We start from the raw sequence: 14,440 nt of genomic DNA, 5'->3' as shown, positions 1-14,440 counted from the left end.
TCACCGACGCCTGTGCCAGCGACGCCGGACCCGACGTCCACGACGCCGGACTCCTCGTCGCCCGCCGTCTGATCGGAACCGGCCAACTCGTCACCACCGACCACGTGATGAGCCAACTCACTGCGTACGCCGGGGCCCCGGTGCTGGAATAGCCCCATGGCCGATACACCGTTCGAGACCGACCTGATCATCATCGGCGGTGGCCCGGCTGGCTGCGCCGCTGCCCGTATGGCCGCCAGCGTCGGCATGCGCTCGATCCTGATCGAGCCGGACCAGCTGTGCCGCAACCTCTACCGGATCCCGGCCCTGAACAACGTCCTCGGCGGCCACACCAGAGGCCCCGAGCTCGCCGACTCCATCGTCGTGGAGCTGAGAACGCGGAGCTGTGCAGCCTCGCACTCGGGCGGCACGTCACCGAGCTCCGCGCCTACGACGACCGGGTGACCATCACGATGGACACCGGCATCCGTCTCACCACCCCGTACGCCATCGTTGCCACCGGCATCGGCCCGCTTCAGCCCCGTGACGCCCCCTGGATTACCGTCCCGGACGGCCTCACTCTGCCCCCGCTCCGGCAAACCGGGGCGGACGACGCCGAGGGGCCGCACCCTCCTTGTCCTCGGCGGCGACCGCCCGATCGGCACCTTCCTGCGCGCGTTCGTCCACCAACAGCGCATCTGCAAGGACGACTACCGGGACGTGCTCGGCCTGCCGCTCGCTCTTCACCTCACACGGCTCGCGGACGAGTACGCGCTGCCGCACGACGAGGAGGCGGTGGACCCGACGGCGGGGCCGATCGTAGGGACCGGCATCGAAGACGGCCCAGGGCAGCTCGCATGCGACTTCGACACCGATGAGAACGACGAGGACCAGGCACATGGGAACGCGTGACACGAAGGCGGCCGCGCGGGCCGTCGGGTTCGCCGACCGCATCTTCGATCAGGAGGAAATGCGGGACGCGAACGCCGTACCGGAGCCGGAGGGCGGTGAAGCGACGGCCGCAGCCATCGAGCACCTGGGCAAACGGTTCGCGACACTGCCCGGGATGGTTCGCCACGCCTTCGGCCGGACCCGGGACCACGCGGGCAACCTTTCGAGTGATCCACTGCAGGGCCTGTCCGAGATCGTGCAGAACTCGGAGGATCTCGGCGCCTCAGAAGTGCGCATCCTCACCAGGGAGCGAGACCTTCTCGTTGCCCATAACGGTGCCCCGGTGCGGTTGCCGGACGTAGTGGCCCTGGCCATGCCGTGGCTGTCCAGCAAGGCGGACGAAGCCGAATCCACAGGGCGGTTCGGCATCGGGCTGATGACGCTGCAGTCGCTTTCTCCCCACCTGGAAGTGCACAGTGGCCACTACCGGGTGCGCATCGGCGATCCCTATGTCTCCGTCGCCGAATCGCTCGTCGTACCGGACTGGTTCGCGGACGACGCCTGGACCGTGCTCCGCGTTCCCTTTGCACCCGGTGCGCTCGACGCGGAGAGCGTCGACGGGTGGCTCGCTGCCTGGACCTCCGGCGCGCTGCTCTTCCTCGACCACGTATCCGAGGTCACGCATCTGGATACGCAGGGCGGCGTCCGGTACCGGCTCGCTCTATCCCGGGAGCCCGGACCCGGCTTCGAGGCCGAGGTCGGTGGTGGACCGGCAGAGGTGGGGACCCACCTCGCCCGTGCGGCCACTGGGACTCGATGGCTGGTGTGCCGTACCACTGTGCCCAGTCCCTCGGGCATCGACAGGGCGCACAAGGCTGCCGGACCCACCACGACTCTCGCCGTCGCCCTCCCGCTCGGACACGGCGGTCCCGGACGGATCCACGTCGGTCTGCCGGTTCAGGAGATCGGGCCGGCCCTCTGGACGAGTGCGCAGTTCGACCCGCTCGCCAGCCGGCAGGCGCTCGACGAAACCCCGTGGAACCGTGCGCTCGTTCCATTGGTGGCCGATCTGTGGACGGCAGCCGTTCTGCGGCAGTTCCGGCAGGATCCGGTGAGCGCCTGGAGTGCTGTTCCCCTGCCGGATCACGTCCGTGACGGGCGCATTCCGGCTGCTGCGCTGGAACAGCGGTTGCTCGACCACGCCCGGCGTCTGGTGTCCGCGAAGCTGCTCCTGGAGGTCCCGGGGGAGGGCCTCCTCGATCTCGAGTCGCTTGCGGTGGAGGACGAAGAGCTCGAAGGTGCCGTGACCGAGGAGGAGGTCGCCCGTCTGGCTGATGTGCCCGCCGCGCTGCCCGGAGCGATGCGAGCCCCGGACGGCAGGTGGCGGGAGGTGTTGTCGGATTGGGAGGAGAACGGTGTTGGCGCACCGGCCCGGGTCAAGGTGTACGACACGCTGGACCTCCTGGGCGACGGGAGCCGATCACCACGAGCGACGGTCCGACTGGTCGCGCGAGTCATCGAAGCGGGCTGGAGCGGCCTCCTGTCGTCACGTGATTGGCTGGTGGACAGTTCCGGTACGCAGTACAGCATGCGCGGCTCAGTACCCGTGCTGTTCGCCGCCACTCCTCGTGGGCTGGGAGTCGAACTGGGGCTCACCCGTGAGATCCACCCGGACTTTCTGGCCGACACCGACGACGCGCGGTCGGTCCGGGAATGGCTCGGCAAGCAAGGGGTACTGCTCGACGACGACGATCCGGCAGCGGTGATTCAGCGTCTCGCAGACTTCGGGGGTGCGCGAGGTGGAGCTGGGCTTGTCCTCACGGATGAGCAGCTCGTGGCGCTGCGGGACGGTTTCGCATACGTACCGGAGAGCCGCCGTGAGCTGTGGGGCAGGAAGGTCGGGCTGGCAGTGCGGCTCCAAGGCCACCGCTACACCACCGACGGAGCGCGGGAGGACGTGGAGATCGCACCCGCCCGGGCCTATCTTCCGTCCGGGCTGGACAGCGCCGAGCACGACGAGAGCTTCGCCTTCGCCGCCGGCTCGACTTCCGGCCCGGCGTGGCTGCGATCGCGTTACGCCAAGGTGTTGCAAGGCGGCAGCATCGGAGCCCTGAGATTTCTCCGGTTGCTTGGTGCCGAGACGGCTCCCCGGCCGCGCAGTCATCCTGGACAGCACTCGCGGTTCGAACGAGGCGCCAGAGGACTTCCCTCAGCCTTCGCCTCGGGTTCGAAGGCGCGCACGGAAGCGCTGGAGGCTCTTCGCGCGACCTACACCCTCAACGATTACGACTGTCCCGACCTGTATGCCGTGGCAACCGATATCGCGAAGGACGACGACTCTGTACGTCGCCGACGCAGGGCGGCCTCGCTTCTCCACGTACTCGGCCGCTCATGGAGTCGCTTCTCCGAACATGCCGAGGTCGGTGCGGCTTTCGACTACCACACATGGCACGACCGAGGGCGGACGGCCGCCCTATGGCTCTGGCAACTACGCGAGGTGGCCTGGCTGGACGACCGGAACGGCACTCCGTCCAGCCCCTTCCGGCTCCGTACCCGCACCGCGGGCACCGTGGCCGTCTACGGGGACGGGGACGCCCGATTCCTGCATCCGGATATCCAGGAGCAGGCACGTCGGCGTACAGAGGTACTCCGAGCCCTGGACGTTGTCGGAGACGCCCGTACCCGCGATCTCGTCGAGTGCCTGCGGCGGCTCCGTCGTGAGGAGAAGGACGGGGCTGAACGAAACGCCCCCGCCGCAATGATCGTCTACGAAGCCCTGGCCGAGCGCGCCACCGGAAGGGGGACTTCGGGCGGATCGGGAGAGATGCCGTTCAGCGAAGTCCTTCGTGCCTTCACCACAGGCGAAGGGCTGGTCCTCACAAACTCCGGCTGGCGGCGCCCGGGTGAGTGCCTCATTGGCGAGCCACTGTTTGGAGCGTCACGGGCCTTCGCTCCCGTGTTCACCGGTAGCGAGGCGTTCTGGACGCGGCTCGGGGCGCGTCGGCCGACCGTCGACGACGCTGTGAAGGTGATCAGGGAGTTGGCGCAGCAGGACAGGAGGGAGCGACGGAACGTTCCGGAGGGAACCACTCAATCGGTAGTCCTGGAGACCCTGAAGATGCTCCGTCGCCCCTCTGCCGTCCGGTCGGAGGAGCTGACAGCCGGGCGGCTGGGAAGACTTCCCCTGGTCACGAGCAAGGGATGGCTTAGCAAGCGGCCTGTGTACGCGGTCGAGGACCCCATGGTCGCCGACGGCTTGGGCCGTGACCACGCCGTGTGGCGGCCGGGAGCAGAGCTGGATCAGTTCCGTCCACTGGCCGGGGCCCTGCGCCTCACGTGGATCGGAGTGGAGCAACTCAGTGTGCACAGCTCCACTGTCGCTTCGCACGATCCGGACGCGACGGAACTGGTCCGCGCGGCTGTCACCCATCTGCGCGAGGACCTGCAACGCAACGCCCCGGAGGTGGCCCGCGGCCTGGACGGCTCCTGGGACGGACTCGCGACACTCACGGTGAGCGTGGCACCGGACCTGATCTGCCGGGTGGAACTGTCCGGTACTCCGGTGGAAGTATCCGTCGACGCCGGTGTCGACTGGGCTTCCAGCACCCTGTACGTCCGTGACCTGTCAGCGGTGAACCGGCCCTCTGCGGGCGGTGCTTCGATCGCCACCAAGTTCCCTGGACACCGCAGGGCGGCGGCCCTCGCCTGGACCGCCGCGTGTGACCGGGCGGAGCGGGGCCGCACTGCCGTGGACCTTAGCCTCGCGGAGGATCAGGTCCGCCGTGAACAGGAAGCCGCCGTCGTCGAACGCGATCGCCGGCTCATGGAGATGCGGGAAGAAGCGGACCGACGCGGCCGGACGAACGGACGGGAAAGGCGTCCGGTTGCGGGAGCCCCGTCGACGATCAGTGGCCGGGCGCCCGCACTACCCGCGATCCCGCACGGCAGGGGCCCCTCCGTCCCCGCCGTGCGGCCCCCCGCTTCGTTCCGCCGACTGGTGGATCCCGCCACCCTCCGTCTCGTCGTGGACCGGGGAAACCTCACGGCACCGCAATCCGGGGCCGGGCCCGCGACGGGCACCGCCCCGAAGAAGGGCCCGGTCGGCCTGCCCCAGCCCCGGTCCGGCTCGGCCGTCCCCCAGCAGCGCACCGCCGCACGTCCCTATACGGCCGTGGAGCAGGAGAAGGCGGCACTGGACCTCGTACGCCGGGCTCTGGCGCTGGACGAGACCGAGCTGCGTGACCTGAGGGCTCAGCACGGTTTGGGGGCGGACGCAGTGGACGAGCTGGCCCGGTTCTACGAACTCAAGACGTACGGCGGTGCCGAGCCGGACACGATCCAGCTCACCCCTGCGGAGTTCCAGCGGGCGATCGAAAGCGACGATTTCTTCCTTGTGGTCGTCTCCGGTTTGGAGGCCGGAGCCGCACCGGTCACCGTACGGATCATCCTGGAGCCGTTGAAGCACCTGCCCTACCGTCCGAGCAGCAACGTACTCGTCTCCGGCATCCGGGGCGCGCAGAGCCTTGTCTACCCGTTCGAGAGCACGGAGTAATCCTCGGCCGTGACTGCCATGAGAATGATGACAGCGACTCGAGAACGTGATTTTGGACCGCCCCTTAACGTGGGCGCCGAAGTGCCGCTGGGGTGGCGGCGGAGGAGGGGACGTACCAGCATGCGCAGGGTTCCGCCGGAGATGTTCCGGTTCACCACGGGGGAGACGGCCGACTTGAACGGGGCCGTGCTCGAGGCTTTCGGGGTGGCTGGCGAGCACCTGGAGACCGCGCTCGGGCTCGACGGCGTACGGGAGCGGCTGCGTGCGGTGGGCTGGGTCTCGGACCTTGAGGACGAGGAACTGCACGAGACGCTGAAACGGCTGGTGAAGTGGGAACTCCTCGACGTGGTTCACAACCACGCCCAGAACTACCGCACGGCCGAGGAGTACGAGCGGCGCAACCTGCACTACTCGCTGACCCGCAGGGGGGAGGCCGCGCTCGCCGGGGTGCGATACGCCCTGGAGGTGCTGGCCTCCACAGGGGCGCTGCAGACCGCGGTGCTGGAGGCGATCGCCGACCGGCTCGACGAGCTGACCGTGCTGTCCGGCGAACCTTCCGCGGCCGACCGACGGATCTTCAGCACCCTGCGGGAGCTGGAGGGCCATCTGGAGGGCTTGGTGGAGAACACCAAGTCCTTCAACGGCCAGTTGCAGAGGCTCCTTCGCGCCGAAGGAGTGGATCTGGACGTGTTCCGTGAGGTGAAGGCCGCCACCGTCGCGTATCTCCAGGAGTTCCTGGTCAATCTCGACCGGCGCGGCGAGACGGTGGCCGCCGCAGTGGCCCGCGTGGAGGAGCGGGGCATCGCGGTGCTGCGTGAGCGGGCCCTGCGCGGTGCCGAGCTGCCTCCGACCACGGGAGAGGACCCGGCAGCCGGCTGGCTGGACAGTCGGCGGGCGCGCTGGGCCGGGCTGAGGGCCTGGTTCCTGCCGGACGGCGGGGCGCGCCCCCGGATCGAGCAGCTGCACGACATCGCCCGGCGCGCCATCGTCTCCCTCCTGCAGGTGCTGGAGAGGATCAACGAGTCCCGGCGCCGCCCCTCCAGCGCCGTACAGGACTTCCGGGAGCTCGCGCGCTGGTTCGCTGCGGCTCCCGACGAGGAGGACCTGCACCGGCTGTGGTCGGCCGCCTTCGGCCTCGGCCCGGCCCGCCATGCCCACCTCGCCCACCCGGATCCGGAGCTGATCCCCTCGTCCCACTCCTGGTCCGAGGCGCCGCCGGTAAAGGTGTCGGCCCTGCTGAGGACCAGCGGACGGACCGAGCGCTTCACTCGTACGGCCACGGTGCGGGACGTTGCGGCGGTGAGGGCGGAACGCGCCGAGCGGGCCCGGGCGGAGCGAGCGGAGCTGGCACGCGCCTGGCAGGCGCTGGAGACGGACAGCCCGGTACGGCTCTCCTCTTTCAGCACCCTCGACCCCGCGGCCTTCGACCGTCTCCTCGATCTGCTGGGTCGGGCGCTGGCCGCCCGGCCGGACGTGGGTGGCCGACGACGGGCCACGACCGGCGACGGCCGGGTGGAGGTGGCGCTGTCGCCGCCCCCCGACGGGCGCACCGCGGTACTGCGTACCGTGCGGGGGACGATGGCAGGACCGGACTACGTCATCCACGTCACGGCCGTGGGTGGGGCGATCTCCTTCCCGGCAGTCCGCGCCGCCACGGGGCAGGAGGCCGCAGGATGAGCACCCTCGCCAACCAACTGGCCTCCGCCGAACGGGAGGAGGTCGCCCGTGCCATCCGCCTCCTTCTGGCCCGCCCGCTGCTCACCGAGGCAGCCGACCCGACCGGTTTTGATCTGGTGCGCCGCCGCCGTGACCCGCTGGCTCGTTGGTTCGACTACACCTGCGGCTGGAATCTGGTCGTGGAGCCCCGCCGGGGCTACGCCCGCCTCACCAAGGTCCGCGTCAACCCCGACGGCTCCCGCCCCGCTCGCCGGGCGCGTTCCGGCCGGGCCCCGTTCGACCGCCGACGATACGTCCTGCTGTGCGTGACCGCCGCGGAGCTGCTGTCGATGCCGATGACGACCATCGGCATGCTCGCCGACCGCGTCGTCCAGGCCATGGCGGCCGACCGCGCGCTGGCGGGGTTCGACCCGGTCCGCCGGCCGGAGCGCATGGCGTTCGTCGACGTGCTGAAGCTGCTGGAGTCGTACGACGTGCTGCGTGCGGTGGACGGCACGACCGAGACGTACCTCGACTCCGCGGAGGCGAAGGTCCTCTATCGCGTGGACAACACACTGCTCATGCGGCTGCCCGCTGCGCCAGTTGGCGCCTCCCGGCTCGCCGTGCCCCCGGAGGAGGTGCCCGCGCGGTTCGAGGACCTCCTTGCTGGCCTGGTAAGGGAGCGCCGCTACGGAGGCACTTCTGCCGACGACACGCACGCCGAGACCGCCGCGACCACGGATGCCCAGCGCAACCTGCGGCTGCGTCACTCGGTGCTGCGCCGCCTCTTCGACGACCCCGTGCTCTACCGAGCCGACCTCGCCGATGACGAGCTCGCTTACGTCACCTCTTTGACCGGACGCCAGATCCTGCGCCGCTCTGTCGAACAGGCCGGTTTCCTCCTGGAGGAACGGGCGGAGGGCTTTCTACTCGTCGACCCGGACGCCATCGCCACCGACATCCGCTTCCCCGACGACACCTCCACAGCCCGAGTCGCCGCGCTACTCCTCCTCTCACCGCTCTGCGCCACGCCCGCGGGCCTGCTGCCCGAGCAGCTGGCCGAGGCCGGAGCGGAGCTGCTGCGCCGCTTCCCGGGTTGGGCCAAGGCGTACCAGTCGGAGGAAGGCCCGGCCCGCCTTGCCGACGACGCCGTACGGATCCTGCTCGACGTCGGCCTGGCAGGCAGGGCCCGAGACCGTGTCGTCGCGCGACCGGCCGCGTATCGCTACCGCCTGACGGAGACCACCGGTCCAGCCCCGAAGAACGATCAGCTAGCAGTGACCGCCGTCGGCAGCGCCGGAGAAGGAGACAAGCAGTGAGCGTGACGGAACTCCCCCTCCAGCGAAGGCCCGAAGAGACCATCGAGCCGTCGCCCGTTCACGAGGCGGACACCGGCCGCGGACGCTGGCAGCCCCATCGCGCGGGCATCCTCAACGTCTGGCGCTACTACGACGAGACCTTCACCTTCCACCAGGGTCGCCTGCTGCTGCGCGGTCAGAACGGCACTGGCAAGTCCAAGGCCCTGGAACTGCTGCTCCCTTTCCTCTTCGACGCCAGCCTCCGCCCCAACCGCCTCTCCACGTTCGGCGGTTCGGAGCGCACGATGCACTGGAACCTGCTCGGCCAGGGAGCGTCCGGCAAGACTCGTGTGGGGTACGTGTGGATGGAGTTCCGCCGCGTCGGAGACGACGGCACTGAGTACTGGTTCGGCTGCGGAGCCCGCCTGCACGCGAGCGTGCACACCACCACGGCGCACGCCGACTACTTCACCACCACCGTCCGGATCGCCCACCCCGACGGGGTCCACCTCGTCAACGAAACCGGACAGCCCCTGACCAAGGCGGCCCTCACCGAAGCCCTGCGCGACTGCGGCGAGGTGCATCCGTCAGCCACCGACTACCGCACCACTGTGCGGCGCGAACTCTTCGCGGGCATGGGTGAGCAGCGGTACGAGTCCCTGCTCTCCGCCTTGCTCCAGCTCCGCCAGCCCAAGCTGTCCGAACGGCTCGACCCCTCCCTCCTGTCCACCCTGCTGTCCCGAGCACTGCCCCCGCTCGGCGAAGGAGAGATCACCGAGCTCGCCGAGGGCTTCGAGCGCCTGGACCGGCAGCGGGACCACCTCGACCGGCTCGACGCCGAGGTGACGGCAGCCGAGAACGTCGCCTCCCGGCAGCGCGCCTACGCCCGCCGGGTCCTGCGGGCCGGCGCGGCAGCGCTGATCTCTGCGACCACCGAGATGGACGACCTCACCCGGGACGCCCGCGTCAGCGCCGAGGAGTACGAGAAGGCGTGCGAGGAGCGCGCCTCGACCCTGGCCCTGCGCGAGGAACTGGAGCTGCGGGCGCACGCCTTGGACGAGATCGTCGAAGGGCTCCGGGAGAGCGACGCTTACCAGAAGGGGGAGGAACTCGACCGGCTCCGTCGCGGCACCGAGGAACAGGTCGCGGCCGCCGCGGAGCTGCGTACCGCCGCCCGGTCCGCCGAGGCCGAGGCGGAGGAGGACCGGAAGCACGCTGACGAGGTCGCGGGACACGCCCGCTCGCGCGACGAGCACGCCCGCGCGACCGCGGACGAGGCACACCGCTCGGCCCGGGCCGCAGGCATGGAGTCCATTCACCACGAGGTGAAGACGATCCTGGACGCGGAAGGAGAGGTGAAATCCCTCGGCAACGGGACGGCGAACACCCCGGTCAGGACGGGGAGCAGGCGGTCCGATGCTCCTGGCACCGCCGCCCGCCGGCTGCTCCGGGGCGCGGTCACCGCCCGACGGGAGCGGGTCGCCGACATCACCGACGCGATCGACGCCCACGACCGGGCTGTACGTGACCGGGGTACCGCCGAGGGCCTGCTGGACGAGGCTCGCACCCGGCTCGCGGACGCGATCGCCCACCGCGACGCGGCCGCCGCCGCCGGATACAACGCCCTCGCCGCCCAGGCGGAACGGCTGGTTACCTGGGCCCGGGACTGCACGGAGCTGCGCATCCCCGACCTCGATGAACTGGCCGCCAGGGCGGCCGTCGAGGCAGACGTGCGTGAGCTGGTCGAAACGGTCGCACGACCGCTGGACCAGGAGATCACCACGGAGCGGGCCGGAGTCCGCACCGCACAACAGGGGTTGGAGCAAGAACGGGACCTGCTCGACGCGCGGAGGCGCAGGCTCAGCGGCGAGACCGATCTCCAGCCCGTCGCTCCACCCACCCGCACCACCGTCCGTACGGCCGCGGCGGGCGCGCCGCTGTGGCGGCTGATCGCCTTCCACGAGGACGTCCCGCTCCCCGTACAGGCCGCGGTGGAAGCGGCACTGGAGGCGTCGGGTCTCCTGGACGCATGGGTGAGCGCATCCGAAGGGCTCACCCTTCCTGGTCACGACACCCGTGTCGAGGCCGGCCTCGCCACGACCGCCCCCGGCTCCAGCCTGCTGGACGTGCTGAGGCCCGAGGAGGACATTCCCGTACCGGCCGGCACCGTGACCCGCATCCTCGCCGGCATCGCGTATGGCACCACCCTGCCCGGCGGGCACCCTGCGGCAGTCTCCTCCGACGGAGCCTGGCGCCTCGCGCCGGCCACGGGTTCCTGGAGCAAGCCGGAGCCCGCCCATATCGGCGGCCTCGCCCGGCAGCGGGCCAAGCAGCGTGAGATCGCCGAATTGACCGAGCTGATCGCCGAGAAGGACGCCTCCCTGGCCACCCTCGCCGACCGGCTGCGGGAACTCGGCGCCCGCGCCGCCCGGCTGGCGGACGACCGCACCGCCCGGCCCGACCACCAGGAACTCGACGCTTGCCGGCGGGACTGGGACCGGGCCGAGGAGAAGGCGGCCGCTCGGGACGACGCCGTGCGCGACGCGACCGAGTATCTGGCCGCACGCGAGGGTGACGTGGCCGGCGCGCTGCGCACGCTGAGCCGCAGGGCCGCCGAACATGGACTGCCCACGGACCGCGAACGGCTGCGCGAACTCGGCCGCGACGTGGAGAGGTTCCGCGACCTCGCCGATACCTGGACGGACGCCCGCATCGACGCGATCGCGGCCGCTGAAAGGGCTGGGGAGACGGCCACACGGGCGGACCGGTCACACCTTCTCGCCGAGAAGCAGGCCGCCGACGCGGCCACTGCGGGAGCGAAGGCGGCTGGTATGACGGCACGTCTGAAGGCGGTGGAGGAGACGGTCGGCGCGGACTACCGGCAGATCGTCGCGCGCGTTGCGGAGACCCGTGCCGAACGGGTCCGCTGTGGCAAGGAAGCCCGCCAGGCAGCCGAGCTCCTCCTGGGCCTGGAAGGCCGCATCGGAGAGCTGAGGGCCACCAGTGGCCAGGACGCCGCCCGGCAGGAGAAGGCAGTCGAGGCCCGCGACGGCGCGGCGCGGCGGTTCCGGCACCTGTGCCTGGTGGGTCTGGCCGAGGACGCGGGCGTCCTCCCCGAACTCGACGCCGGGGACGGTACCAAGGCCACTCTGGAGGCCGCGCGCGCCATGGCGGCACGGTGGCCCCAGGTCCCGCACGCCCCGCGCCACCTCGGCGACGCCGCCACCCGCCTCTCCGAAACCGTCCACGAGGCCCGCCGCCACCTCGGCGTCCGCGCCGACCTGGAGCTGGAGCCCGACGACGACGTCCAGCTCTTCACCGCCACCCTGGAGGGCGTCCGCGTCGGGGCGACCGGTCTGCTCGCCGCGCTCGCCCAGGAGCGCGACCGCAGCCGCGACGACATCAGCACCGCCGAACGGCGCCTCTTCGACCAGATCCTCACCGGTGACATCCGCCGACACCTCGCCGCCCGCATCCGCCGGGCCGGCGAACTCGTCGCGCACATGAACGGGCACCTGGAGCGGGTCCGTACCGCCTCCAACGTCGCCGTCCAGCTCGTCTGGGATGTCCGCCCGGACCTCCCCGACAGCACCCGCACCGCCCGCCAGCTGCTCCTGAAGGACCCCGGTCGGGTCACCGAGTCCGACCGGGAGGCCCTGCACGCCTTCTTCCGTGCCCGCATCGAGGAGGCCAAGGGCAGCGACACGGCCGCGAGCTGGGAGGAGCACCTCGGCGAGGTGCTCGACTACACCGCCTGGCACACCTTCACCGTCCGCCTCGACCGGGCGGACGGGAGTGGCTGGCAGCCCCTGACCAAGCGGCTGCACGGCGCGCTCTCCGGCGGGGAGAAAGCCATCGCACTGCACCTGCCCCTGTTCGCCGCCGTCGCCGCCCACTACGAGGACGTGCCCCTGGCCCCCCGCCCGATCCTCCTCGACGAGGTCTTCGTCGGCGTCGACACCGTCAACCGCGGACAGGTCTTCGCCCTGCTCACCGCACTCGACCTGGACCTCATGATCACCTCCGACCACGAGTGGGGAAACTACAGGGAGCTGCCCGGCATCGCCGTCCACCAACTCCTGACCGACGGAGACGACGCCGTCACCAGCGCGCGCTTCGTCTGGAACGGCACCGGAATGGAGGAAGGATGACCTTGCGAGACCACCCCGTGTCCGGCGGGACGACCTCTCGGGAGCATCTCGCGTCGGGCGATGTGACCCTTCGCCGTCCCGAACTCCATCCCGTCTGGCAGACGGTCCACGACCGTCTCTCCTCCGGCCGCCCCGTCACACGCGTACGCCTCGGACTGCTGGACGAGACCCAGCGCGAAGCCCTCGCGGACCTCCTCGGCCTGGACCGCCTGCCGGACCCCCGGCCCTCCGTCGCTCTGGCCCGCCTGGAGGAGGCCGTCACCGAACTCTCCGGCCGCACCGTACGAGAAGTCGTCGCCGAACTCATCGGCCCACTTGGCGACAGAGCCGGTGAACGCCGCCGTCAGGAGGACGAACGCGCCGGTCTGTGGGCCTGGCTGACTGGTCACGACACAGTACGGGCGCAGCCGGTGCTCGCCGACTGGGCTGCGTCCTGTCGAGCCGCAGGACTGGTCGGTGGTTCGACGGAACGTACCCGTGCGTTGCTCACCGACGCGCTCGAAGTACTCGCCGAGCTACCCGGCCAGGCCGAACCCCTGCCAGTCTTCGCCGCCCGAGTCCTGAACGGCCACGCGCACGCTCTCGACGACGGCACACCCGTCTCCACCCTCGTCCTGCGTGCCCTGGCGACTCTGTACGACATTGCACCGCCGCAGTCCGCAGCGGAACGGCGCGCCCTGTGGTCCCGTGCTGGCGTCGCCGACGACGAGCTGTCCGCCACCGTCATCGCCGGCGGATTGCGCCCTGGCGGCGACGGCCTTCTCGCCCGTGTGGCCCGCCTGTGCGCCGAGGCCGGACAGGCTGCCAGCCTGACCCTCGCCCACGTCAGGAACCCGGGCGAGGTGAGCCTGCCCGCCGTCCTTGCCCCACCCATCGTCCACGTCGTGGAGAACCCCAGCATCTTGGCTCTAGCCCTCCGCCGCTTCGGCTCCAACTGCCCACCGCTTGTCTGCACGTCCGGCTGGCCCAACAGCGCAGCTGTCCAGCTCCTGCGCCTACTCGCGGACCATGGCGCTGCTCTCCGTTACCACGGTGACTTCGATGGTGAAGGCATCCGCATTGCCGCATACGTCATGGAGAAAACAGGAGCGCACCCCTGGCGCATGACGGCGGCAGACTACCGATCCGCGATCGTCCGCAACGCGCACGGTCCTCAACCGGGGCGCATCACCGGAGCACCATGGGATCCCGAGTTGGCCGAAGCCATGGCGGAGCACGACATCGCCGTGGTCGAGGAGCTGGTAGCCGATGTGCTGTTGGAAGATCTCGCTGCTGCGGCTCGCCAGGAGCACCGCGCTGGCTGTTCGTGACGCTCCAAACGACCGAAGGGGCGCTCAGAGGAGCCGTATACTGGTGCTGACCTGCGACTATGCCGACTGTCGTTTCGCGTGACATCTTTCCGATGACGCACCACGTGGAGTGCGTGGCGATCCTGGAGCCGGTGAAGAAGGACGCCTGAGCCAGCCGTCGGCCGGTTCCGCCGGTGCGTGTGCGGGGAACGGGCCCGTACACCAGGCTCGTCTCCCGCTCACCGGCCGCCCGCGCGTCCCGGTGGGCGATCACCGACCGCTCTTCAGGTGCGGTCTCGTCCAGCCGGTCACCGGAGTCGGCGACCGGTAGATGCCCGGCGTGCGGGCGGGGCGTCGGGTCCGGGCGTGGCGACCGCTCCATGCCGCGAGGGCGGGGCCGGCCTCGGTGCGGGTTTACGAACGAGACGGTCCGGAGCCGTCCGGTGCCTCGTGTGCCCGCGAACGCGACGGGGGACGTTCACGCGTACGCGGCCGGGGAGCTCCGTCGGACGGCGTGGTGGCTCCCTGCGGAGAAGGCCGGTGGTTGCCGCCGGGCAGCGGCCCGCCGGGTCATGAACGCCATCGGGGTGGGCGCTTCGTGGTGTCCGCACCGTGGCCCCGCGG

At 70.7% G+C, this 14,440-nt stretch carries 5 protein-coding genes and 1 pseudogene; all 6 read left to right on the top strand.

Features of this window, described 5'->3' with window-relative positions; all coding sequences use genetic code 11:
• Positions 1–156: 156 nt before the first annotated feature.
• A pseudogene (locus tag ACFXGN_RS13595) lies at positions 157–657 on the top strand (FAD-dependent oxidoreductase); the annotation flags it as partial.
• 220 nt (positions 658–877) lie between these two features.
• Positions 878–5,422 carry a sacsin N-terminal ATP-binding-like domain-containing protein gene (locus ACFXGN_RS13590; protein WP_384857706.1) on the top strand — a complete coding sequence of 1,515 codons (4,545 nt, stop codon included), beginning with the start codon at positions 878–880 and terminating at the stop codon, positions 5,420–5,422.
• A gap of 120 nt (positions 5,423–5,542) precedes the next feature.
• A complete protein-coding gene (locus ACFXGN_RS13585; protein WP_384857703.1) occupies positions 5,543–7,099 on the top strand; it encodes a TIGR02677 family protein in 1,557 nt (518 codons plus the stop codon).
• The gene (locus ACFXGN_RS13580; RefSeq protein WP_384857699.1) at positions 7,096–8,397 is read left to right on the top strand and encodes a TIGR02678 family protein; all 1,302 of its coding nucleotides are present in this window, start codon (positions 7,096–7,098) and stop codon (positions 8,395–8,397) included. Before ACFXGN_RS13585 ends, ACFXGN_RS13580 begins: the two co-directional genes overlap by 4 nt.
• Complete coding sequence (locus ACFXGN_RS13575; protein ID WP_384857696.1) at positions 8,394–12,527, top strand: TIGR02680 family protein; 4,134 nt, start codon at positions 8,394–8,396, stop codon at positions 12,525–12,527. The genes ACFXGN_RS13580 and ACFXGN_RS13575 overlap by 4 nt, the downstream gene beginning before the upstream one ends.
• Positions 12,524–13,837 carry a TIGR02679 family protein gene (locus ACFXGN_RS13570; protein ID WP_384857693.1) on the top strand — a complete coding sequence of 438 codons (1,314 nt, stop codon included), beginning with the start codon at positions 12,524–12,526 and terminating at the stop codon, positions 13,835–13,837. Before ACFXGN_RS13575 ends, ACFXGN_RS13570 begins: the two co-directional genes overlap by 4 nt.
• The last annotated feature ends 603 nt before the right edge of the window (positions 13,838–14,440 follow it).

The organism is Streptomyces sp. NPDC059247, assembly GCF_042754005.1.
Taxonomy (GTDB): Bacteria; Actinomycetota; Actinomycetes; order Streptomycetales; family Streptomycetaceae; genus Streptomyces.
The sequence above is the reverse complement of the archived record's forward strand: the minus strand, read 5'-3'. Positions and strand labels throughout refer to the sequence as shown.